The 21,601-nt window shown below is 73.6% G+C and carries 20 protein-coding genes and 1 riboswitch; of the genes, 10 read left to right on the plus strand and 10 right to left on the minus strand.

What is annotated here, in order from left to right; all coding sequences use genetic code 11:
- Positions 1-181: 181 nt before the first annotated feature.
- Both ACFWUY_RS11165 and ACFWUY_RS11170 read left to right on the plus strand, forming a co-directional pair.
- Positions 182-1,099, plus strand: coding sequence for a hypothetical protein (locus tag ACFWUY_RS11165; RefSeq protein ID WP_384105396.1), 918 nt, complete (start codon positions 182-184; stop codon positions 1,097-1,099).
- Positions 1,100-1,219: 120 nt separating this feature from the next.
- The gene (locus ACFWUY_RS11170) at positions 1,220-2,596 is read left to right on the plus strand and encodes a tannase/feruloyl esterase family alpha/beta hydrolase (RefSeq protein ID WP_384105399.1); all 1,377 of its coding nucleotides are present in this window, start codon (positions 1,220-1,222) and stop codon (positions 2,594-2,596) included.
- 31 nt (positions 2,597-2,627) lie between these two features.
- Here the strand turns inward: ACFWUY_RS11170 and ACFWUY_RS11175 are convergent, their stop codons facing one another.
- Both ACFWUY_RS11175 and ACFWUY_RS11180 read right to left on the minus strand, forming a co-directional pair.
- Positions 2,628-3,182, minus strand: coding sequence for an MOSC domain-containing protein (locus tag ACFWUY_RS11175; RefSeq protein ID WP_384105401.1), 555 nt, complete (start codon positions 3,180-3,182; stop codon positions 2,628-2,630).
- 87 nt (positions 3,183-3,269) lie between these two features.
- Positions 3,270-4,358, minus strand: a complete 1,089-nt coding sequence (locus ACFWUY_RS11180) for a fatty acid desaturase family protein (protein WP_384105404.1) — start codon at positions 4,356-4,358, stop codon at positions 3,270-3,272.
- A gap of 268 nt (positions 4,359-4,626) precedes the next feature.
- Between ACFWUY_RS11180 and ACFWUY_RS11185 the strand changes: the two genes are divergently transcribed.
- Positions 4,627-7,692 carry an SNF2-related protein gene (locus ACFWUY_RS11185; RefSeq protein WP_384105546.1) on the plus strand — a complete coding sequence of 1,022 codons (3,066 nt, stop codon included), beginning with the start codon at positions 4,627-4,629 and terminating at the stop codon, positions 7,690-7,692.
- On the plus strand, positions 7,689-9,029 hold the full coding sequence (locus ACFWUY_RS11190) for an SWF or SNF family helicase (protein ID WP_384105407.1): 1,341 nt from the start codon (positions 7,689-7,691) through the stop codon (positions 9,027-9,029). The genes ACFWUY_RS11185 and ACFWUY_RS11190 overlap by 4 nt, the downstream gene beginning before the upstream one ends.
- 144 nt (positions 9,030-9,173) lie before the next feature.
- Here the strand turns inward: ACFWUY_RS11190 and ACFWUY_RS11195 are convergent, their stop codons facing one another.
- From ACFWUY_RS11195 to ACFWUY_RS11205, 3 genes are all read right to left on the minus strand, one after another.
- Positions 9,174-9,959, minus strand: coding sequence for a hypothetical protein (locus ACFWUY_RS11195; protein ID WP_384105409.1), 786 nt, complete (start codon positions 9,957-9,959; stop codon positions 9,174-9,176).
- A gap of 503 nt (positions 9,960-10,462) precedes the next feature.
- On the minus strand, positions 10,463-11,317 hold the full coding sequence (locus ACFWUY_RS11200) for a bifunctional 5,10-methylenetetrahydrofolate dehydrogenase/5,10-methenyltetrahydrofolate cyclohydrolase (protein WP_384105412.1): 855 nt from the start codon (positions 11,315-11,317) through the stop codon (positions 10,463-10,465).
- 28 nt (positions 11,318-11,345) lie between these two features.
- A riboswitch (ZMP/ZTP riboswitch) is annotated at positions 11,346-11,454 on the minus strand.
- A 116-nt stretch (positions 11,455-11,570) separates the two neighbouring features.
- Positions 11,571-12,155 (minus strand): helix-turn-helix domain-containing protein, encoded by a 585-nt coding sequence (locus ACFWUY_RS11205; protein WP_384105415.1) that lies wholly within the window; start codon positions 12,153-12,155, stop codon positions 11,571-11,573.
- A gap of 121 nt (positions 12,156-12,276) precedes the next feature.
- On the opposite strand from ACFWUY_RS11205, the gene ACFWUY_RS11210 reads away from it, so the two are divergent.
- Entirely contained in the window at positions 12,277-13,113 is an 837-nt protein-coding gene (locus ACFWUY_RS11210; protein ID WP_384105418.1) for an EamA family transporter, read from the plus strand.
- Positions 13,114-13,224: 111 nt separating this feature from the next.
- Here the strand turns inward: ACFWUY_RS11210 and ACFWUY_RS11215 are convergent, their stop codons facing one another.
- Both ACFWUY_RS11215 and ACFWUY_RS11220 read right to left on the minus strand, forming a co-directional pair.
- Positions 13,225-14,118, minus strand: coding sequence for an SDR family oxidoreductase (locus tag ACFWUY_RS11215; RefSeq protein ID WP_384105421.1), 894 nt, complete (start codon positions 14,116-14,118; stop codon positions 13,225-13,227).
- A gap of 100 nt (positions 14,119-14,218) precedes the next feature.
- The gene (locus tag ACFWUY_RS11220; protein ID WP_384105549.1) at positions 14,219-14,845 is read right to left on the minus strand and encodes a flavodoxin family protein; all 627 of its coding nucleotides are present in this window, start codon (positions 14,843-14,845) and stop codon (positions 14,219-14,221) included.
- A gap of 267 nt (positions 14,846-15,112) precedes the next feature.
- On the opposite strand from ACFWUY_RS11220, the gene ACFWUY_RS11225 reads away from it, so the two are divergent.
- Positions 15,113-16,150: an iron-containing redox enzyme family protein gene (locus tag ACFWUY_RS11225; RefSeq protein WP_384105423.1), complete on the plus strand. Its 1,038-nt coding sequence runs from the start codon at positions 15,113-15,115 to the stop codon at positions 16,148-16,150.
- Between the two features lie 2 nt (positions 16,151-16,152).
- Positions 16,153-16,638 carry a flavin reductase family protein gene (locus ACFWUY_RS11230; protein WP_384105426.1) on the plus strand — a complete coding sequence of 162 codons (486 nt, stop codon included), beginning with the start codon at positions 16,153-16,155 and terminating at the stop codon, positions 16,636-16,638.
- Between the two features lies 1 nt (position 16,639).
- Here the strand turns inward: ACFWUY_RS11230 and ppk2 are convergent, their stop codons facing one another.
- On the minus strand, positions 16,640-17,620 hold the full coding sequence (gene ppk2, locus ACFWUY_RS11235; protein ID WP_384105429.1) for a polyphosphate kinase 2: 981 nt from the start codon (positions 17,618-17,620) through the stop codon (positions 16,640-16,642).
- Positions 17,621-17,825: 205 nt separating this feature from the next.
- Between ppk2 and ACFWUY_RS11240 the strand changes: the two genes are divergently transcribed.
- Positions 17,826-18,263, plus strand: coding sequence for a VOC family protein (locus ACFWUY_RS11240; RefSeq protein WP_384105432.1), 438 nt, complete (start codon positions 17,826-17,828; stop codon positions 18,261-18,263).
- Positions 18,264-18,348: 85 nt separating this feature from the next.
- Here ACFWUY_RS11240 and ACFWUY_RS11245 read toward each other — a convergent pair whose 3' ends face one another.
- Entirely contained in the window at positions 18,349-18,534 is a 186-nt protein-coding gene (locus ACFWUY_RS11245) for a CsbD family protein (protein WP_384105435.1), read from the minus strand.
- A gap of 184 nt (positions 18,535-18,718) precedes the next feature.
- Between ACFWUY_RS11245 and ACFWUY_RS11250 the strand changes: the two genes are divergently transcribed.
- Both ACFWUY_RS11250 and ACFWUY_RS11255 read left to right on the plus strand, forming a co-directional pair.
- Positions 18,719-18,982 (plus strand): DUF6479 family protein, encoded by a 264-nt coding sequence (locus ACFWUY_RS11250; RefSeq protein WP_384105438.1) that lies wholly within the window; start codon positions 18,719-18,721, stop codon positions 18,980-18,982.
- A 177-nt stretch (positions 18,983-19,159) separates the two neighbouring features.
- Positions 19,160-20,089, plus strand: coding sequence for a TIGR03564 family F420-dependent LLM class oxidoreductase (locus ACFWUY_RS11255; protein ID WP_384105441.1), 930 nt, complete (start codon positions 19,160-19,162; stop codon positions 20,087-20,089).
- Between the two features lie 174 nt (positions 20,090-20,263).
- Here ACFWUY_RS11255 and ACFWUY_RS11260 read toward each other — a convergent pair whose 3' ends face one another.
- A complete protein-coding gene (locus ACFWUY_RS11260) occupies positions 20,264-21,457 on the minus strand; it encodes an MFS transporter (RefSeq protein ID WP_384105444.1) in 1,194 nt (397 codons plus the stop codon).
- Positions 21,458-21,601 lie beyond the last annotated feature (144 nt).

Genomic DNA, 21,601 nt, shown 5'->3' on the forward strand with positions numbered 1-21,601 from the left:
CGCCTCGGGAGCTCCCTTGCCCTGTCCCCTCCCCTTTCCCAGGGGTTGTCGCGACATCTTCCCCGAGATGCGTTCGGGACGCGGGCGTCCGTCACGGCGACGCAGGTCACGGCTCCTCACTCTGGACAGGCGCGGCTACTCACTGGTTAAGGTGCGCCGACGACCAGATGGGGAGGCATGCGTGGCTGGGACGGACCCGATCACCGAGGCCGTCGGCGACGCCGACGCGCTGTTTGTGCTGACCGCGGCGCTGCTGACGCCCGCGCGCTTCCCGAGCGTGCTCGGTGACGACTACCCGGCCGCCTGTGCGGCGCTCGGCCTCGAGCCGTACGCGGAGGGGTACGGGCTCGTGTTCGGCCAGGACGGGCTCGGGGCGCGCTGGACGGTCGTGGTCGACGACGTGTCGCTCGTCGCGGTGGCCATCTCCTCCTGGGACTGCGGCATGGCCTACGACCTCTCCCCCGGCGAGCACTCGGTGGTGGCCGGGCTGCCGGGGTGGCCGCTCGCCGTGGTGACCAGCGCGCCGGGTGTACCGGCCCCGCACGACCCGGAGCCGGAGGAGGGCGATCCCGCGCCGCTCGTGCCGCCTTCGGACGACGAGTGGGGACCGGCCCAGCGTCGCCTCGGCGCCGACGAGGTGGCCAGGCGATGGGCTGCCTGGCGGGCCCAGGTGACCAACGTGCCCGCGGCCGGGGAGTGGCCGGCGGAGCCGTCCGCCGCGGTGACTCCCGCCCGCGGCCCGCGTGACGCCGATGGCCCGCGGGACGCCAATGGTCCGCGCGGCTCCGATGGTGCGGCCGCCGCGCCGGGCGGCGCCGCCCGTGACCCGTACGACGGTGTCCGCAGGGTGCTCGACGAGCTCCAGGGCTATCTGGAGGAGCCGCCGCCGGTCGGGCGGGTGCGGTCCGACGCCGGTGAGGAGGGGGGCGTGCGGACGCTGCGCGCGGACGGCCCCGGCTGGTCGCTCGTGGCACGGAAGGACGACATGGCCTTCGTCCTGCTCGACGAACTGCCGGGAGAGGTCCTGCCGGTGGCCCGGGGGCCTCGGCTGCCCGCGCTCCTCGAAGGGCTCGACGCGATGGCCGTACGTCCTTCCTGATCGGCTCTCCCCACACGGGACGAAGGCCCGAGGTGTGGTCCGGAACCATGGCCCGGCGGCAGGGGCGCGCCGCAGGATGTGGCGCCGCACCCCTCTCCCTCGTCCCCACGGAGGCCCACCATGCGCCTGCTCCCAGGCGTCTCCCTGTTCGCCGCGCTCCTGACAGGGGTCACCGTCCTCGCCCCCGCGAGCTCCGCCGGTGCGGAGGAGCGGGCCGCCGCGCACTGCGCGCGGCAGGACCTGCTCCGGGTACCCGGAGCCGAGCACCAGCGGTCCGCCTGCCTGGACGATCTGACGACCGCCGGGCTCGCCGGTACGCCGTACACCGACATGGCGGACCAGGCCGGTCTCGCCGCCAAGGGGACCCGTAACCCCTCCGGGGTGCCGGGAGTCCAGATCGACGGCTACTTCCCCGACGACTCGCGCCTCAACGCCACCCACGGCTGGGCCCACGACGCGCAGTTCGTCATCCGGCTGCCCGACGACTGGAACGGCGGGCTCGTCGTCACCGGCGCGCCGGGTACCCGGCGTCAGTACGCCACGGACACGCTCATCTCCGACCAGGTCCTGTCCCGCGGTTTCGCCTACGCCGCCACCGACAAGGGCAACACCGGTCCCGACTTCTTCACCGACGGCCGGGGGCCGGGCGACGCGGTCGCCGAGTGGAACCGGCGGGTGACCGAGCTGACGCGGGCCGCCAAGAAGGCCGTACGGCAGCGTTACGGCCGGGCCCCGGAGCGCACGTACATGACCGGGATCTCCAACGGCGGCTATCTGACGCGCTGGCAGCTGGAGAACCGGCCCGAGCTGTACGACGGCGGGGTCGACTGGGAGGGGGTGCTGTGGACCACCCGCGGCCCCAACCTCCTGATGAGCCTGCCGGTGACGGTGGCCAGGTCGTTCGGGCAGGCCTCCGACGAGGAGATGGCCGGTGCGGGCTTCGCGCCGGAGTCGCGCTTCCTGTGGCCGTACCACGAGAAGGCGTACTGGGGACTGACGCAGAAGGTCTTCCGGGCCGAGTTCGATCCCTCGTACGATCCGGCCTGCCCCGGCTCCACCGCCGGCGGGACGGCGGAGCGGATCTTCGCGCCCTGCGCCTCGGACGCCTCCTACGACTACGCCTCCCGGCCCGCGTCCGTCCACCGGGCCGTCGCGAAGGTCGCGCTCACCGGCCGGATCGGCAAGCCGCTCATCACGCTCCACGGCGACCTGGACGCCCTGCTGCCGATCTCCACGGATTCCGACGTGTACGCCCGGATGACCGACGCGCGGGGCCGGGGCGGACTGCACCGGTACTACACGGTGCGGGGCGGGACGCACGCCGACGGTCTGTACGACACCTACCCGGACCTGCTGCGTCCGATCCTGCCGTGCTACCGCTCGGCGTTCGACGCGCTGACGCGCTGGGTCGAGGACGGTACGGCACCGCCCGCCGACCGTACGATCGCGCGGCCCGCGAGCGGTGACGTGGTCAACTCCTGCGCTCTGGAGGAGTGACCACCGACGGTGCGGAAGAGGCGTTCGCGGCTCAGACCTTTTCCAGTGGGCGGTGCGGCCCCTCGGGCAGCTCGGCGCGGACCGGGTCGCCGGGCCGCACCTCCCCGCCGGTGAGGACGACGCCCATGATCCCGGCCTTGCGCACGATCTCGCCGTTCTCGTCACGGCCGAGGACCTGCTTGAGCAGTCCGTGCCGGAAGTTGTCGATCTGGGCGCAGGGGTTGCGCAGTCCGGTGACCTCGACGACGGCTTCGGCGCCGAGGTGGAGGCGGGTGCCGGTGGGCAGGCCGAGGAGGTCGATCCCCCGGGTCGTGACGTTCTCGCCGAGGTCGCCGGGGGCGACGTCGAAACCGGCGCCGGCCACCTCGTCGAAGAGCTCGGCCTGGATGAGGTGGACCTGACGCAGGTTGGGCCGGGTCGGGTCCTGGGCGACGCGGGAGCGGTGCTTGACCGTCACGCCCGCGTGGACGTCGCCCTCCACGCCGAGCCCGGCGAGGAGGGTGATGCCCTGCCGGTTGGGCTTGGTGAACGAGTAGGTGCCGTTGCTGCTGACCGTCGTGACCGTGGCGTGACTGCCGTCGCTCATGTCGAGGAGCTCCCCTTCTCCGCTCTCCGGCGGACGCGTTCCCGACCGCCGGACCGATGATCACACCATGAGTGATCGTCCCCGACCCTACTCGGCCCACTCGGAGCGCAGCGGCGCGCCCACTTCGTGGAGATGGCCGAGGGCCTGCCGGTACGAGTCCACGAAGCCGGTCTCCGTGTACGGCACGCCCAGGGCGGCGCAGTGGGCGCGGACGGCGGGCTGGGCGAGGCGCAGGTGGGGACGCGGCATGCTCGGGAAGAGGTGGTGCTCGACCTGGTAGTTGAGCCCGCCGAGGAACCAGTCGGTCAGGGCACCGCCCCTGATGTTGCGCGAGGTGAGCACCTGGCGCCGCAGATGGCCCCAGCTGTCGCCGTCCTCGCGCTCGTCCGGCCGCTCCATGCCCTTGTGGTTCGGGGCGAAGGCCATGCCCAGGTGCACGCCGAACAGCATCTGGTGGACGAGGGCGAAGGCCAGTGCCTGTACGGGGGTGAGGAAGGCGAGGAGCAGGGCCGTGTAGCCGGCGAAGTGGGCGAGGAGCAGCGCGCCTTCGACGAAGCGCTCGCGCCGGGTGCGGCAGGGGCCGTTCCTCGACAGCAGCGCCTGGACGCCGTACACCTTGAGCGCGATGCCCTCCAGGGTCGTCAGCGGGAAGAACAGCCAGGCCTGGTGGCGGGTGAGGAAGCCGCGCAGGCCCTTGCGGCCGGCCGTCTGGTGCTCGGCGAAGACGAGGATGTCGGCCGCGACGTCCGGATCCTTGTCGAGGTGGTTGGGGTGGGCGTGGTGGCGGTTGTGCTTGTCGTTCCACCACTCCCGGCTCATGCCGAGGAGGAGGTTGGCGTGGACGAGCTGGACGATCCGGCTGATCTTGCGGTGCGCGGTGATCTGGGCGTGACCGGCGTCGTGGCCGACGAAGGCGACCCGGGCGGAGAGCAGCGCGAGGGGTACGGCGAGCGGCAGCGCCCACCAGGAGGGGCCGATCAGGGCAACGCCGGTCACCACGGCGGCGATGCCGAGGAGGTTGACGGCGATCCCCCGGGCGTACCAGCCGGGGCGGTGCTCGAGAAGGCCCTGTTCCCGCACCGTCCGCAGGAGCGGGGTGAACTCGCTGCCGCCCCTGGCACGGGCGGGCGCCGCGGCTGGGGCGGCGGCCGGGGGCAGGACGGTTGCCTGGGACATGACGGGCTCCGGTTTCTGTCGGTCGGGATCCGGTGACGGTGCGGTCGGTGAGCTCCTACGGAGAACGTACGGATCCGTGATCGTCCCGGGCCATGGCGTCACCACCCGTCCACGGCGGGGGGCGCGCCGGGGGCCGGGGGTAGGGCGGTCCCCACCCCTTCACGACTGTGGTGCGAATCACGTCATCGGCATGCGCGTCGAGGCGGTCCCGCGAGGTATCCTCGGCCGCTCAGTCGCCAGGTAGTCAAATTTGAGGAATGCGTTGTCGCTGTCGCACGGACCCGATGATTCCGCCCGCGAAACCGCTCAGGAACCCTCCCTCGCACTCACCCGCCACTCCGCGGTCTTCCTCCCCGCCGATCCGCCGCGCGCGGGCCGGATCGCGTTCTGGTCACCGGACGGCGATCCGCTGCCGGAGCCACGGAACGCCTCGGACACCGTCGGCGCCCCGGGCCTCGCCCCGGACGCCGCCTCGGGACCGGCCCCGACCGGCGCCGAGATCACGGTCGTGGACGGCGCGGGCCTCCGCCCCGTGACCGTCCCGGCCCTCGCCCTCTCCGTACGGGACGCCCTGCCGCTGCTCGCCCGTGCCCGGTTCTCCGACACCGCGTCTCCCGCGGCCGCCTTCTGGGGCGCGGCCTCGCTCCTCTCCCTCGGCCTCGTCGCACGCGGTCTGCTGCTTCCCGGCCTCACCTCCGGCGACGTCGACGCGTGGCGAGCCGGCCCGCTCGGCCCCGACGACCTGGCGGAACTACGGACGCTCGCCGCGTCGATGCCGCCCACGGCCCACGCCGTACCGCTCTCGTCGGACGAGCCGCCGCTGCTTCCGGAACCCGAGGCGCTGCTCCGCGCCTTCGCCGACGCCGTCGCGGACACCCTGCCCCGTACCCCGGCGGCTCCGCTCGCCGCCGGCGGGCCCGCCTTCGCGGCCGAAGAGCCGCAGCGGATTCCGGAACAGCGGACGTGGGCGGCGGACGTGGCGGCGGTGCACGACGCCGGCATCCGGCTGTCGCTCCGGCTCGAACTCCCCGGCTTCGACGCCCGGTCGGAGGAGGCACCGGCGTTCCGCGCGGTGCCGCAACTGCACGCGGTCGCCGACCCGGCGCTGGTCGCGGACGCGGCGGAGGTGTGGGCGGGGTCCGGCCGGGCCGGGACCGCCTTCGGCCCCCGGGTCCGGATGGACGCCCTCCTCGCCCTCCGGCGCGCCGCCCGCGTCTGGCCCCCGCTGGCCCCGCTTCTGACGGCGGCTGTACCCGACACCGTCGAACTCGCCGACGAGGAGGTCGCGGAACTGCTCGGCGGGGCGGGGCGGGCCCTCGCCGCGGCGGGCGTCCAGGTCCACTGGCCGCGCGAACTGGCCGACCGGCTGAGCGTCGGCGCGGTGATCGGCCCGGTGGACACGGACACGGACGGAGGGCCGCGGCCCCCGGACGGGGCCCGGCCCGCCGGGGAACCCGGGGACGCGGGCGTCGGCGGGGAACCCGGGGACGCGGGCGTCGGCGGGGACCCCGAGGACGCGGGCGTCGGCGGGGACCCCGAGGACGCCCGTTCCTCCTCCGCGCTGCCCTCCTTCCTCTCCGCCGACGCCCTGCTCGGCTTCCACTGGCGCTTCGCCGTCGGCGATCAGGAACTCACCAGGGCCGAGCTCGACCGGCTCGCCGAAGCCGGACGGCCCCTCGTCCGCCTGCGGGACCGCTGGGTGCTCGTCGACCCGGCCGAGGTACACCGGGCCCGTTCCCGGCAGGACCGGAAGGTCACGCCGGTGGACGCCCTCTCGGCCGTCCTCACCGGCACCACGGAGGTCGAAGGACAGCGCGTCGAGGTGGCGGCGACCGGCTGGCTGGAGCGGCTGCGGGAGCGGCTCGCCGAACCGGAGGGCGTCCGCCCCGAGGTGTCCCAGCCCCCGGCGCTCGCCGCGACCCTGCGCGACTACCAGCTGCGCGGGCTCGACTGGCTGCACCGGATGACCTCCCTGGGTCTCGGCGGCTGCCTCGCGGACGACATGGGGCTCGGCAAGACGATCACGGTGATCGCCCTGCATCTGCACCGGCAGTCCGACCCGGCGTCCGCGGGACCGACGCTCGTGGTCTGCCCGACCTCCCTCATGGGCAACTGGCAGCGGGAGATCGAGAAGTTCGCGCCCGGCACGCCGGTGCGCCGCTTCCACGGCGCGACCCGTGACCTGGAGGACCTGACCGACGGCGGTTTCGTCCTCACCACGTACGGCACGATGCGGCTCGACGCGGCGCGACTCGCCGCGCGGAGCTGGGGACTCGTCGTCGCGGACGAGGCGCAGCACGTCAAGAACCCGTACTCGGCGACGGCCAGGCAGCTGCGGACCATCGGCGCACGCGCGCGCGTGGCGCTGTCCGGCACGCCCGTGGAGAACAACCTCTCCGAGCTGTGGGCGATCCTCGACTGGACCACGCCGGGACTCCTCGGCAGCCTGGGCGCGTTCCGGACCCGGTTCGCCGCCGCCGTGGAGGGCGGCCGGGACCCGGCCGCCGCCGCGCGACTGGCCGCGCTCGTCCGTCCGTTCCTGCTGCGCCGCCGCAAGTCCGACCCCGGCATCGCACCCGAGCTGCCTCCGAAGACGGAGACCGACCGGGCCGTCTCCCTGACGCCGGAACAGGCCGGTCTCTACGAGGCGGTGGTACGGGAGACCCTGGCGGCGATCGCCGAGGCCGACGGCATGGCGCGCCGCGGCCTGGTCGTGAAGCTGCTGACCGGTCTCAAGCAGATCTGCAACCACCCCGCCCAGTACCTCAAGGAGGACCGGCCGCGGATCGAGGGACGCTCGGGCAAGCTGGAGCTGCTCGACGAACTCCTCGACACGATCCTCGCCGAGGGCGCGTGCACCCTGGTCTTCACCCAGTACGTGGGGATGGCCAGGCTCCTGGAGACGCACCTCGCGGCGCGGGGCGTGCGGACGCAGTTCCTGCACGGGGGGACCCCGGTCGCCGAGCGCGAGGCGATGGTCGCCCGTTTCCAGAACGGGGACGTACCGGTCTTCCTCCTCTCCCTGAAGGCGGCCGGTACGGGCCTCAACCTCACCCGCGCGGAACACGTCGTGCACTACGACCGCTGGTGGAACCCGGCCGTGGAGGCCCAGGCCACCGACCGCGCGTACCGGATCGGGCAGGACCGGCCGGTGCAGGTGCACCGGTTGATCGCCGAGGGGACGGTCGAGGACCGGATCGCGACGATGCTCGACCGGAAGCGGGAGCTGGCGGACACCGTCCTCGGGACGGGCGGGGACGCCCCCGCGGAACTGACCGAACTGACCGATGCCGAGCTGGCGGAGCTGGTACGGCTGCGAGGGGACGGACGATGAGCGGCTACGGACACGAGGGCGACGAGCGGACGTTCGCGGCGCTGCCGCCCGCGCCGGGCACCACCTTCACCCGGACCTGGTGGGGCCGTGCCTGGCTCAAGGCCCTGGAGGACACCGCGCTCGACGGGCAGCAGCTCAAGGCGGGGCGCCGGCACGCGCGCGCGGGGGCGGTCGGCGCCGTGTCCGTACGGCCCGGCCGCATCACAGCGGTGGTCAAGGACCGCGACGGCACGCCGTACCGCGGCGACGTCCTGGTGCGCGAGTTCTCGGAGGAGGAGTGGGAGCGGTTCCTCGACCTCGCCGTGGACAGCGCGGGCCACATCGCCGCGCTGCTCGACCGCGAGATGCCGCCGCACCTGGTGGAGGACGCGGCGGCGGCCGGACTCGATCTGCTCCCGGGTATCGGTGACCTCGATCCGGAGTGCGGCTGTGAGGCGTGGGACCACTGTCCTCACACGGCGGCGCTCTGCTACCAGGTGGCACGTCTGATGGACGAGGATCCCTTCGTCCTGCTGCTCATGCGGGGGCGTGGCGAGCGCACGCTCATCGACCAGTTGCAGTCGCGCAGCGCTTCGCGTGCGGCGCGCGGCGGCCCGGGAACGGACGACACGCCCGGCACGGCGGCCTCCGGGGGTGTCGGTGGGATGCCCGGCGTGTCGGCCGAGGAGGCGTATGCGGCGGAGTTCCTGCTGCCGCCGCTTCCCGCCCCTCCGGCCGCCCTGGAGACGCCGGGCAGGTCGCCGTCCCTGGACACGGAGACGGAGCCGGGGCCGGGGATCGACCCGGCGGCACTGGAGTTCCTCGCCTCGGACGCGGCGGACCGAGCGCACCGGATGTTCGTCGAGGCCCTCGGGCAGGACACGACGGGAACGTCCCCCGCCCCACCACGACCCCGGCGTCTGACGGTCGCTCAGGACACCGTGCGGCTCGCGGCGGACGGCTCCCCCGCGCCCTGGATCGCGGCGCGCCTCGCCACCGCCTCGGGCCGGACGCGGGCGGAGTTCGACCTGGCCACACGCGCGTGGCGGTTCGGGGGCGCCGCGGCCCTCGCCGTACTGGAGGAGGAGTGGACACCGGACGCCGAGGCGCTCGCCCGGGCAGGGGCCCGGCTCGTCGAGGCCTGGGAGGACGACGAGCGTCCGGTGCTGCGACGGGCCGGCGGCGCGCGGTGGACGGCGGTGGGCGCGGAGGCGCAGCTGCGGCTCGGCGAGGACGGGCGCTGGTGGCCGTACCTCAAGTCCGGCGCCCGTTGGGCCCCCGCGGGTCCGGCCGACCGTGATCCCGCGACGGCCCTCGCCACGGCCCTGGGAGGTGTCTGGCGATCCCCCGTGGAATGAGGAGCGGCGTCCGGCGCGTGCGATCGCAAGGCGCCGGAGAGCCCTCGTAGCGGAGCTACTAGGGCTTTTCGGCAACGCGGCGAGCGTGCGTGCCGGACGCCGCGACGCCGCGGGGGACCGTCAGACACCTCCCGGCCACCGGGGCTACAGAAGCCGGCCGCTGAGCGTGCCGCCGGTGGCGGCGGGGGCGACCAGGCTGCAGGCGACGGTGTCCGAGCCGAGGAGGTAGCTGGTCCGGTACGGGTACTGGACGAAGGTGGTCCAGCGCGTGCCGAGCGGTTGCCGCGCGGCCTTGCGGCGCAGCGGTTCGCGGCACAGCAGTGTGGCCGCTTCCCGGACCGCCGCGTCGGTGGCGTGGACGCCGGTCAGTCTGAGGCGGGCGACGAGTTCGGCGTTGTGCGGCGTGTCGCAGGAGCGCCGGAGGGCTGTGCCCGGCGCGTCGCGATCGATGTCGAAGCAGTCACCGACGCGCAGCGCCTCGAAGGAGACGGGCCGGGCGGGCGTACCGTCGCCCGTCGCGGTGGCGCTGGTCGTCGGCCGAGGCGCGGGGGCGGTGCTCCCGGTACGCGAGGGGGTCGGTGCCCCGCCCGACGCGCTGCCGTCGGGGCGGGCGGGCGGGTCCGCGGCCCCGGTACGGGTCGGTATGCCGTCCTTCGCCACGTCGGCTGTCGGCGTGTCGCCCGTGCGGGCACCGGCTGCCGTGCTGCCGTCCCCGTGCGTGTCGGCCGACCTCCCGCCGGTCGGCGGGGCGGCGGTCCCACCGTCTCCTCCGACGACGGGTGACGGCGCGCCGGCCCGGTCGCCGCCCGGTCGGCCGTCGGCGGAGAGCTCCTGCTCGGTCATGCTTCCGACGGCCAGGAAGGCGCCCGCCACCAGGGCGGCCACGAGCAGCGGGACGAGCGGCACGCCGAAGCGGTGCGCACGTCGCACGGCCGGTCCGGGCCGGGGCGCACCGAGCCGGACGAGGCGGGCCGGTCCCCCGGACTCGGAGCCGGACGGCACGGGTGCGGCGTGGCGGGACGGAGCAGGGCCCGTGGCGGACGCGTCGGGTGTGGCGGACGCGTCAGACACGTCGGACGCGGCGGTCGGGCCGAGCTCGCGCAGGGCGCCGGACGTGCCGGTCGGACCGGACGCACCGTGCGCTCCCGGCAGGTCCGATGCGTCCGGCAGATCCGACGCACAGGGCGGATCCGATACGCCCGGCAGGTCTGACGTGTCCGGCAGTTCGGGCGGACCGGACAGGCCGGGCGCGCCCGGCCGACGGTCCGGCGGCGGGGTGGCGGTCGACGGGTGTGGCACGGGGTCCAGATTCGCCCGTCGGCGGATCCACGGCCACCCCTTTTCGGGGCTCGGGCGCGGCCCGTACAGAACCGTGACAATCGCCGGCCGTACTCCCGCCCGCCACCGCTGCCGACGCCCCGTCATGAGCTGCCCTACAGACCGAGTCGGCGCTCGGCGGCCTCGACCGTCTGGGCCAGGAGCACGGCGATGGTCATGGGACCGACACCACCGGGCACCGGGGTGATGAGGGAGGCGCGCTCGGCGGCCGAAGCGAAGTCGACGTCGCCGACGTTGCCCGGGTTGTAGCCGGCGTCGACGACGACGGCACCGGGCTTGATGTCCGCGCCCTTGATGAAGTTCGGCTTGCCGACGGCCGCCACGAGGACGTCGGCCTCGCGGACGACGGAGGAGAGGTCCTCGGTGCGGGAGTGGCAGTAGGTGACGGTGGCGTCGCGGCCGAGGAGGAGGAGTCCGGCCGGCTTGCCGAGGATCGCACTGCGGCCGACCACGACGGCGCGCTTGCCGCGGAGGTCGACGCCGTACGCGTCGAGGAGGCGCATGATGCCGCCGGGCGTGCAGGAGACGAAGCCGGGCAGACCGAAGCCCATGGCGGCGAAGGAGGCCATGGTGACGCCGTCGACGTCCTTCTCGGGCGCGATGGCCTCGAAGGCGGCGCGCTCGTCGATGTGCGGGCCGACCGGGTGCTGGAGGAGGATGCCGTGGACCTCGGGGTCCTCGGAGAGGGCGGTGATCGCGGCGACGAGTTCCCCGGTCGTCGTGGCGGCGGGCAGTTCGATGTGCTTGGAGCGGATCCCGGCCTTCGCGCAGCGGTTCTGCTTCATCTTCACGTACGTCACGGAGGCGGGGTCGGCGCCGACCAGGACGGTCGCGAGACACGGGGTGACGCCGGTGCGGCGGGTGATCTCGGCGGCGCGGGCGGCGGTCTCCTCGACCGTGCGGCGGGCGAGGGCCGTGCCGTCCATGAGGGTGGCGGTGCTGGTGGACATGATGGCTCCCGGGCTTCGTCTCTGACGGATGGTTCGCCCAGGCGCACGGCATCGGCACGGTCGCGCCCGTAAAGCGCGCTCCCGCCGGGCCGCTCCCCGGTGGTGATCCACCTCGAGCGCCAGTCACGGCCCGGCCCCACTGTACGTGAGGGGTCGCTGGCCGCTCGCGGAGAGGGGGGCACGGCGGACCGTCAGGTCGCTCGCCGGGCGGCCCGCGCACACGCGGACCGCACACGCGGACCGCGCCCGCGGGTCAGGCCGTGGAGGCGGGACCGGGCGGCAGGTGGACGGTCATGATCAGGTGGCAGGTCCCGGTGCCGGCGCCGCGGTAGGCGTGCGGGGCGTCGCCTTCGAAGGTGGCGGTCTGGCCCGCTTCGAGGGCGTGCTCGACGCCGTCGACGACCAGGGTCATCCGGCCGGCGGTGACGGAGACGGTTTCGACGACTCCGGCCTGGTGGGGATGGCTGGAATACTCCTCGTCCGGTTCGAGCTTCCAGCGCCAGACCTCGACCGGGGCCGGACCCGAGGTCGTGAGCATGAGCCGTGCCTCACCGCCTTCCGCTCCGGTCCACAGGGGCGTCACGGCATCGGCGGTCACGACGCGGACGCGCCCTTCGGACGGGCCTTCCATCAGGGCGGAGACGGAGACGCCGAGGGTGTCGGCCAGCCGGACCAGGGTGGCGAAGTTCGGGTTGCCCTGGGCCTTCTCGAGGCCGACGAGGGCGCCCTTGCTGACCTTGGCGCGTCGGCCGAGTTCGTCCAGGGACAGGCCGGCGCGGTTGCGGGCCGTCCTGACGTTGTGCGCGAGCGTCCGCAGAGCCGCCTCTGTCTCGGGCATCCGTTCACCTTCTCACAAGAGGACCATTTCATTGCACCGTCCGGTCGTTTGATTGACAACAGGCGGTCGGTCCGATGTACGGTTCAGTCGTTCCATTGATATAGTAAGGGATGTACGTACCGTGATCACTCTGCTGCTTGCCCTGGGCAGCTCCCTCGCCTACGGGTGCGCCGACTTCCTCGGCGGCCTCGGCGCCCGCAAGGCCCACGTACTGCGCACCGTGATGATCGCGGCTCCGGCTTCGCTCGCGGTCGAGCTGCTCCTCTGGCCCTTCCTCGGCGCCTCGTTCAGCCCCGGCGCGCTCGGCTGGGGCGCCGCGTCCGGCGTCGCTTCCGCAGCCGCGTTCGCCCTGCTCTACCGGACCCTGGCCATCGGCCCGATGAACGTGCTCTCGCCCGTCACCGCCCTCGTCTCGGCCATGCTGCCGGTCGGCGTCGGCCTGCTCCAGGGCGAGCGCCTGGGCGCGGCCGGACTGGTCGGGCTGCCGCTCGCCCTGGCCGCGGTCGTCCTGGTGAGCGCCGGCCACGGCGCCGGATCGGCCCGCCCGTCCCGTACGGCGCTGCTGCTCGCCTTCGGCGCGGGCGGCGCGATCGCCCTGCAGCTGGTCTTCCTGCACCAGGCTCCGTCCGACAGCGGCGTCGCCCCGCTGATCGTCGGCCGGGCCGTCTCCTCGGCCGTCACCCTGGTCGCGGCCGGAGTGATGTACCGCAGGCTGGGCGCCGAGAAGCCCGCGTACGCGATGTCGGCCGCCGCGGGCGTCCTGGACTCGGTGGCGAACCTGCTGTTCCTGCTCGCCGTCCGTGGCGGTGACCTCGCCGTCGTCGCCGTGATCACCGCCCTCTACCCGGCCGGCACCGTCCTGCTCGCCCGTGGCGTGCTCGCCGAGCGCGTCCACCGCGGTCAGCTCGTCGGCCTGGGCACCGCGGCCGTCGCCGTCAGCCTGCTCGCCCTCACCTGAGCCGGCCCGACGGCGACCACGTCGTCGTACCCCGCCCCCACCCCCTCGGCGCGCCACGCCACGGCACCCGCTCGACCGGATCCTCGGACAGCGGCCCCGTACCACCGGGGCTCACGGCAGGGGCGTACCGCCGGTCGCGTTGACGATCTCTCCGGTGATGTAACCGGCCTGGGGCGAGGCGAGGAAGACGTACGCGGGAGCCATCTCGGCCGGCTGCGCCGGCCGCCCCAGGGGCGACTGGCCGCCGAACTCCTTGGCGTCCGGCATCGTCGCGGGGATCAGCGGAGTCCACACCGGGCCGGGCGCGACCGCGTTGACGCGGATGCCGCGCTCGGCGAGCATCTGCGCCAGGCCGTGGGTGAACGAGATGATCGCCGACTTCGTCATCGCGTAGTCGAGCAGATGGGGGCTGGGCTGGTAGCCCTGCACCGAGGTGGTGTTGATGACGGAGCCGCCGCGCGGGATGTGGGGCAGTGCCTTCCGGGTGAGCCAGAACATGCCGTAGAGGTTGGTCTTCATCACCCGGTCGAACTGTTCCGTGGTGATGGCCTCGATCCCGTCCGGCTGCGCCATCTGGTAGGCGGCGTTGTTGACGAGAATGTCGATGCGTCCGTGCTCGGTCACGGCGCGGTCGATCAGCGCCGCGCACTGGTTCTCGTCCCGGATGTCGCAGGTGACGGGCGAGGCCTCGCGTCCTGCCCCACGGATCAGACGCGTGGTCTCCGCGGCCTCGTCCGCCTCCTCGGGCAGATGGGTGAAGACGACGTCCGCGCCCTCGCGCGCGTAGGCCAGGCAGACGGCCCTGCCGATGCCGGAGTCGCCTCCGGTGACCACCGCCACCCGGTCGAGCAGCACGCCGTGTCCGCGGTACGAATCCTCGCCGTGGTCCGGCCGGGGACGCATCTCCTCGGTGTGGCCGGGGTGGTCCTGCTGCTGGTCGGGGAACGGGGGCCGGGGGTGGCCGGTCACCGGGTCGGGGACGTCTGCCGGTTCCTGCGGGGACATCGGTGCCTCCGTCGTGCTTTCCGGTCGTCGGGATTCGGTCGTCGGGATTCGGGGGTCGGACGTCGGGATTCGGGGGTCGGACGTCGGGATTCGGGCGTGTTCAGGACGAGGGCGGATACTGCGCCCCCTTGAGCCGGCGGGCGAGGTGGGCGGTGTTGGCGGCCAGGGTCGCGGTGGTGGTCTCGGTCTTCTCCGGGGTCTTCTCCAGGTCCTGGTAGTCCGTTCCCTGCATGGCCTCACCGACCCAGTAGGTGACGGCGTTCGGGGCGAGGGAGAACCCGACGTCGTTGAGTCCCTGGAAGAGGTCGGCGCTCACCTTGTGCGCCCCGTCCTCGTTGCCCACGACGCAGACCGCGGCGACCTTGCCGTAGGTGAGCATCCGTCCCTCGTCGTCGGTTTCGGAGAGCTCGGCGTCCAGCCGCTCCAGTACCCGCTGGGCGATGCTGGACGGGTGCCCGAGCCAGATCGGGGTCGACAGGACGAGGATGTCGCAGCCGAGGACGGTGTCCCGGATCTCGGGCCAGGCGTCCCCGTCACCCATGTCGGTCTTCACGCCGGGGCGTACGTCGTGATCGGCGATCCGGATGACCTTGCCGCTCACGCCGTGCTCGCTCAGGGCGGCCATCGTCTGCTCGGCCAGCAGCTGCGAGCTGGACGGGGCCGGGGAGGGGGACAGGGTGCAGACCAGGGCGACCGCGCGCAGTGGTGTGGTTTCGGTGGCTTCCATCATGGCCACCGACTACCCCCGTCTCGCGTCCGTATCTCACCTTTCGGCGTTCTCCGCCCCCGACGGCGACGCAGAGTGGGCCAGGCGGCGGCCTTGGGGATGCGTACGCGGCGTGGCTGCCGAATAGTGCCGTACAGGCCGGGTAGGCGGGTCCATGCCCGTATCCGGACGAGCGTACGCGCGCTCGTAGCGGGCTCGTCACGCGCTCGCGCTCGTACTCGCGGACGGGGCGGGCGCCCGCCACCGCCCCGAAGACAGGAGCCTCCGATGACCCCGCTCGGCACGAGCACCCCGGAAACGACCGCCGGCCCCCGCCTCGTCGCGGGACGCGGTGACCTCTCGGGCGCCGTGGAGAGGGCACTGCGGACCGGCCGGCCGCCCGCGTACACCGAGGGCAGCATCCGGAGGGCGGACCCCTGGGGAGAGGACCTCCACCTCGCGCTGTACCTGCTGTACGAGCTCCACTACCGGGGTTTCGAGGGGGTTGACGACGCCCGCGAATGGGACCCGGACCTGCTGCGGCTGCGGCGGGAACTGGAGGACCGTTTCCTCCACGCGCTGCGCTCCGCACTCGCCGACGCGCCCAAGTCCGTCGACGAGGCCTTCGCGCCGCTGCTCGTCGAACCCGTCGATCCGCCCGACAGCGTCAGCCACCACCTGGAGACCGAGGGCGAGCTCTGGCAGCTGCGCGAGTACGCGGCCCTGCGCTCGCTCTACCACCTCAAGGAGGCGGACCCGCACGCCTGGGCCATCCCCCGGCTGACCGGCCGGGCCAAGGCCGCGATGGTGGCCGTCGAGTACGACGAGTTCGGCGCCGGTCACGCCGACCGCGTCCACGCCCGGCTCTTCGCGGACCTCATGACCGACCTCGGCCTCGACACGGCCTACGGCCACTATCTGGACCACGTCGACGCCCCGCTGCTCGCGACCGTGAACCTCATGTCCCTGTTCGGGCTGCACCGGGCGCTGCGCGGAGCCCTTGTCGGCCACTTCGCCTGTGTCGAGGTCACCTCCTCGCCCGGTTCCCGCAGGCTCGCCAAGGCCATGCGCCGCTGTGGCGCCGGGCCGGCCGCCGAGCGGTTCTACACCGAGCACGTCGAGGCCGACGCCGTCCACGAGCAGATCGTGCGGCGCGAGGTGATCGGCGGACTGCTCGCCGACGAGCCCGGGCTCGAAGCGGACATCGCCTTCGGCTGCGCGGCGACCGTCCTGCTGGAGGACAGGCTCGACGCCCACGTCCGCGAGGCCTGGACGGCCGGCCGCTCGGCGCTGCGCAGCCCCCTCGACCGTCCGGACCAGGTCTGAGCGTGGCCGGCCTCGACGCCTTCGCGGACGTGCTCGACTACCCGATGTACGTCGTGACGACGGCGGCCGGCGGCGAACGGGCGGGCTGCCTGGTGGGCTTCGCCTCCCAGTGCTCGATCGATCCGCCCCGCTTCATGGTGTGGCTCTCCACGGCCAACCGCACGTACCGCGTCGCGTGCCACGCCTCCCACCTCGCCGTACACGCGCTGCGGCACGACCAGCGGCGGACGGCCGAGCTGTTCGGCGGGCGGACCGGCGACGAGCTGGACAAGTTCGACCGGGTGGCCTGGTCTCCGGGGGCGGACGGAGTCCCCGTCCTGTCCGACTGCCGCGCCTGGTTCGTGGGCCGGGTGCGGGGACGCGTGGACGGCGGGGACCATGTGGGCTTCCTGCTCGTCCCCGTCACGGAGAGCCCGCCCGGCTCCGTCCGTCCGCCGCTCCTCCGGTTCAGTGACGTCGTGGACCTCTCCCCCGGCCACCCGGCCTGACTCAGCGGCCCGGGTGCGCTCCGGGGCCTTCGTGGTGGGGGGCCAGCGGGGTGGGCGAGAGGTCGGTCGTCTCCTCCCCCGGTTCGAGCAGGGTGTCCGCCGCCCCGACGATGAGCGGATCCGGCGTACCGACCGCCTTCACGTCCTTGTTCTCGTAGTCGACACGCGCCAGGAGGCTGCGCATGGCCTCGAGCCGGCCGCGCCGCTTGTCGTTGCTCTTGACCACGGTCCACGGCGCGTGAGCGGTGTCCGTCTCCCTGAACATGGCGACCTTGGCCTTGGTGTAGTCGTCCCAGCGGTCGAGCGAGGCGAGGTCGGTGGGCGAGAGCTTCCACTGCCGTACGGGGTCGACCTGGCGGATGGCGAAGCGGGTGCGCTGCTCGGAGCGGGAGACCGAGAACCAGAACTTCACGAGGTGGATGCCGTCCTCGACCAGCATCCGTTCGAACAGGGGGCACTGGTGGAGGAACAGCTCGTACTGCTCGTCCGTGCAGAAGCCCAGGACCCGCTCGACGCCCGCGCGGTTGTACCAGGAGCGGTCGAAGAACACGATCTCGCCGGGGGCCGGCAGGTGGGCCACGTAACGCTGGAAGAACCACTGCCCGGCCTCGCGCTCCGTCGGCTTGTCGAGGGCGACGATCCGGGCGCTGCGCGGGTTGAGCCGCTCGGTGAACCGCTGGATGGTGCCACCCTTGCCGGCGGCGTCCCGGCCCTCGCACAGCACCACGAGCCTGGCGCCGGTCTCCTTCGCCCAGCGCTGGAGCTTGAGCAGCTCGATCTGCAGGATCCGCTTCTGCCGCTCGTACTCGGCACGGCGGACCTTGCGGGTGTACGGATAGTTCTCCCGCCAGGTACGGATGGGTTCGCCGGTGGCGCTGAGCAGCACGGGCTGCTCGGGCCGCCTGGTGTCCACGCTGAGCCCGTCGAGCAGGCTCTGCTCAGGGACCTCCTGGGCCCGGCCCTCGTCCTCGCCGTCGCTCATGTCGACCATCCGTCGCCCCGCTCCACTCGCCCGCTCGGTCCGGCATCCTCGTACCACTGACAACCTGGTACCCACTGACAACCCGGTACCCACTGACACCCTGGTACCCACTGACACCCTGGTCCTCACCGACATCCTCGCGCCCACCGGTCCCGACCTCGCGGGCTTCCGGCTTGGCCGCGGCGGCTCGGGGCAGACGGGACTCATGACTGTGCCCAAGGCCCTCGTCCTCGTCCTCGACTCCACCGACCCTGAACCCCTGGCGCGGTTCTACGCGGCGCTCCTCGGCGCCACCGTGGAGCCCCACGAGGGCGACCCCGACCTGCTGCTCCTCTCCGGCGATTCCGGGGCGGTGCTCGGGATACGCCGTGACCTCGGGCAGGCCCCGCCGAGTTGGCCCCGGCCCGAGGACGCTCAGCAGGCCCACCTGGAGATCCTCGTGGCCCCCGACGCCCTCGACGAAGCGGAACGCGAGGCGGTCTCGCTCGGCGCGCGGCCCGTCGCGGCGGTGCGCGACGGCACCCGGACCGACCGGCGCACGGACCTGCGCCGCTACACGGACCCGGCCGGCCACTCGTTCGTCCTGGCCACGACATCCCCTGACCGGGCCGCCCCGCGTCTCCCCCGCCCACGGCAGGCCTGAGCGCGGGCGGGAGCACGGCGCCCCCGCCTCCCCGTGAGGGGGCGGGGGCAGCCGGCTCGGGCGTCGCGACACGCGTGGGGCCTGCCTACTTGTCACGGTCCAGGGAGTCGCGGACGCCTTCGGCGCGCTCGCGGGCCGAGTCGGCCGCATCCCGGGCCTTGCCCTTCATCTGGTCCGCCTTGCCCTCCGACTCCATGCGCTTGTTGCCCGTGACCTTTCCCGCGGTCTCCTTGAGCTTGCCCTTCGCCTTCTCCGTGCCCTTGCCTGCCATGGCGTACTGCCCCTTTCCTGTGGACGGGTTCAGGTGCCACGCTAAGCAGACTCCGTGGATCCCGCTCGTCGACCGGTCACCCTCGGTGAGCGTTTGAGGGGGCCGGGACGGGACAGACGCCGATCGCGCCACAGCGCCCGGCGGCCGAGCCGCCCGCGCGTTCCGCTCCACGAGAAAGGCGATCATGATCACTTCCACCTTGGCAGTCGCGCCCGCTCTCACTCCCGGGCCCGTTCTCGCGTCGGCCGGATCCAACGCCGTGCTCTTCGCCGTGGCCATCGGCGTGGTGGTCGTCGTCCTGTTGCTCTCCGCGTTCTGGTGGGGCAGTCGCCGTGTCGCGCGGCGCCGCCGCCCGGTCGGTGACCCCACGCAGGGGAACGCCCGGTCGGACCGCGACTCGTGGACCACGCCCGATGAGGACCGCGATCTCGGCGACTCGCACCGCTGACGTGTTCGTACGGTCCACCACTCGCCTCCGGCGCCGCGCCGCGCCGTCGTGACCGCTGCCGGCGGGCCCGCCGGCAGCGGCGCCCTTCGGGCCCGGCCGATCCTGGACGCGAAGCCGACACACGCTTGTCACATACGGACCGGAATGCCCTCCCCGCCGCCGACGGTTGTCGCAGACATGACTATCGGTGTGACGCTGAGTACGACCTCACGACAGCTTCCGATCGACGCGACCGTCCGGCTCGCGAAGGAGGCACGGGCCGCCGGACTGACCTCCGGCTGGTTCGGGCAGAGCTTCGCGTACGACTCGCCCCTGCTGGCCGCGATCGTCGGCCGGGAGGTCCCCGGGCTTCAGGTGGGGACGTCCGCGATCCCCGTCTTCGGCCGTCATCCCCTGTTGGTCTCCAGCCAGGCCCAGACGGCACAGGCGGCGACGGGCGGCCGCTACCACCTGGGGATCGCCCTCGGCACCCGGCACCTCACCGAAGGCGGCTTCGGCATCCCGTACGAGCGTCCCGTCGCACTGCTCCGGGAGTTCCTCACCGCCCTGCGGCCTCTCCTGGAGACGGGGCGGGCCGACTTCCGGGGCGAGCTGCTGACGGCGAGGACCCCGCTGCCCGCGGCGGTGCCCGGCGGCGCGGAACCGCCGGTGCCGCTGCTCGTCGCCGCCATGGGCCCGCAGACGCTGCGGGTCGCCGGCGAACTCGCCGACGGCGTCCTGCCGTTCCTGGCGGGCCCGCGGGCCCTCGCCGAGCACATCGTCCCGGCCGTCACGGCCGCCGCCGAGGCGGCGGGCCGGCCGTCCCCGCGGATCGTGGCCCTGGTCCCCGGGGTGGTGACCGCCGACGCCGGGAAGGTCCGGGAGGCCGCGGCCTCGGCGCTGGCCCTGTACGACGACATCCCCTCGTACCGGCGTGCGATCGGTCTTTCCGGCGGCGCACGGGCCGTCGACCTGGCGGTGATCGGTGACGAGGAGCACGTGGCCGCGGAGGTGCGGCGCTACCGTGAGGCCGGTGCGACGGAGGTGGTGGTCACCGCGACCGACCTCGGCGGTGAGGCCGACCGGCGCCGCACCTGGAAGCTGCTCGGAGAGCTGGCGCGCGCCTGAGCCCGGACCGCCGTGGCCGCTCACCCGGTCGGCGCGCCTCCACCACCCGGCCCGAAGCGCCGACGCGCACAGGGGACCGGACCGCCGTGACCCCATGGCCCCCGCACCCCGGTCGGCGCCGCCCGCGGAGTCGACGCGCGCGCCCGAGACCGGCCCCGGTGGCCCCGCGCCCGGTCAGCGTGGCTTCACGCCGACCGGGCGCCGGAGCAGATAGACGGCGGCGGAGGCGACCAGCACCAGCATGCAGGCGATGAACACGAGGCCCGCCCCTTCGAGCCCGAGCGGTCCGGCCAGCAGGCCCACGCCGATCACGGGGATCGAGATGCCGGTGTACGCGACCACGAACAGGGTCGAGATGACCGCCGCGCGCCGGTCCTCCGGCGCCGCGGCCGCGACGGAGGACAGCGCCGCGCGGAAGGCGAGTCCCTGCCCGGCGCCACCGACGACGGCGGCGAGGACGATGAGCGCCAGGAGGTCCGTGTGGAGCGCCGCCGCGAGGAGGGCGAGGCCGGCGAAGAGCACGACGCAGCCCAGGGAGAGGGAGCGTGCCACCCCGACGCGGTCGACGGCCAGTTGTCCGGCCGTGGAGGCGAAGAAGGCCAGGGCGACGACGAGGCCGCTCACCGCGTGGTTGTCCACGTGCAGGTAGCGGGCGAGGAACGCGGGGCTGACCGAGGTGAACACGCCGAACAGCGCGAACCCCACGAAGCAGGCGATCGCCGCCGGCACGAACGCCGCTCTCACCTGGGCCGGCAGGGCGGGCCGCCGCGGTCGTACGGCGGTCAGGGGGCGCCGCTCCCGCACGGTCTCCGGGAGCCACAGCAGGACGGCGGCCGAGACGGCCACCAGGGCGAGGTGCACGGCGAACGGCAGCAGCAGCGGCTCGGCGGCGTACTCCGCGAGCAGGCCGGCGAGCAGGGGGCCGCACCCCAGGCCGCCCATGTTGGCGGCGGTGGCCACGAAGGTGGCCCGTGCCCTGCCGCCGGGCGGGGCCAGCTCCATCACGTAGGCGGTGGCGGCGCCGGTGAACAGTCCGGCCGACAGGCCCGAGAGCAGCCGGCCCGCGTACAGCAGGCCGAGGCCGTCGGCGGTCAGGAAGCAGACCGCGCTCGCCGCCGCGAAGGCCAGGCCCCAGAGCAGCGGGGGCCGTCGGCCGACGACGTCCGAGGCGTTGCCCGCCAGGAGCAGTACGCCGATGACACCGAAGGCGTACACGGCGTACACGACGGTGACCGTCAGCTCGGAGAACCCGAACTTCTCCTGGTAGAGCGGGTAGAGCGGGGTCGGCAGCGTGGTGCCGGCCATGCACACGACGAACACCGCTCCGGCGAGCAGACATCGGAGCCAGCCCTGACGTTCCTCTTCCATGTCGCGACCGTAAGCCCGTCGGAGGCCGATCGGACGGCGCGAACTGCGGTACCGGTGGCGACGTCACCCGACCTGCGGGCAGACTCGCCGACGAACTGAGCGCCAGTCAAAGAACGCACTAATTATGACTTTCCTGTGCGCAAG

Source organism: Streptomyces sp. NPDC058664 (genome assembly GCF_042716635.1).
Lineage (GTDB): Bacteria > Actinomycetota > Actinomycetes > Streptomycetales > Streptomycetaceae > Streptomyces.

Coding starts and splice junctions, on each gene's coding strand:
- ACFWUY_RS11170 (WP_384105399.1), top strand. CDS start 1,220: ATGCGCCTGCTCCCAGGCGTCTCCCTGTTCGCCGCGCTCCTGACAGGG.
- ACFWUY_RS11175 (WP_384105401.1), bottom strand. CDS start 3,182: ATGAGCGACGGCAGTCACGCCACGGTCACGACGGTCAGCAGCAACGGC.
- ACFWUY_RS11180 (WP_384105404.1), bottom strand. CDS start 4,358: ATGTCCCAGGCAACCGTCCTGCCCCCGGCCGCCGCCCCAGCCGCGGCG.
- ACFWUY_RS11190 (WP_384105407.1), top strand. CDS start 7,689: ATGAGCGGCTACGGACACGAGGGCGACGAGCGGACGTTCGCGGCGCTG.
- ACFWUY_RS11200 (WP_384105412.1), bottom strand. CDS start 11,317: ATGTCCACCAGCACCGCCACCCTCATGGACGGCACGGCCCTCGCCCGC.
- ACFWUY_RS11205 (WP_384105415.1), bottom strand. CDS start 12,155: ATGCCCGAGACAGAGGCGGCTCTGCGGACGCTCGCGCACAACGTCAGG.
- ACFWUY_RS11215 (WP_384105421.1), bottom strand. CDS start 14,118: ATGTCCCCGCAGGAACCGGCAGACGTCCCCGACCCGGTGACCGGCCAC.
- ACFWUY_RS11220 (WP_384105549.1), bottom strand. CDS start 14,845: ATGGAAGCCACCGAAACCACACCACTGCGCGCGGTCGCCCTGGTCTGC.
- ACFWUY_RS11225 (WP_384105423.1), top strand. CDS start 15,113: ATGACCCCGCTCGGCACGAGCACCCCGGAAACGACCGCCGGCCCCCGC.
- ppk2 (WP_384105429.1), bottom strand. CDS start 17,620: ATGAGCGACGGCGAGGACGAGGGCCGGGCCCAGGAGGTCCCTGAGCAG.
- ACFWUY_RS11240 (WP_384105432.1), top strand. CDS start 17,826: ATGACTGTGCCCAAGGCCCTCGTCCTCGTCCTCGACTCCACCGACCCT.
- ACFWUY_RS11245 (WP_384105435.1), bottom strand. CDS start 18,534: ATGGCAGGCAAGGGCACGGAGAAGGCGAAGGGCAAGCTCAAGGAGACC.
- ACFWUY_RS11250 (WP_384105438.1), top strand. CDS start 18,719: ATGATCACTTCCACCTTGGCAGTCGCGCCCGCTCTCACTCCCGGGCCC.
- ACFWUY_RS11255 (WP_384105441.1), top strand. CDS start 19,160: ATGACTATCGGTGTGACGCTGAGTACGACCTCACGACAGCTTCCGATC.
- ACFWUY_RS11260 (WP_384105444.1), bottom strand. CDS start 21,457: ATGGAAGAGGAACGTCAGGGCTGGCTCCGATGTCTGCTCGCCGGAGCG.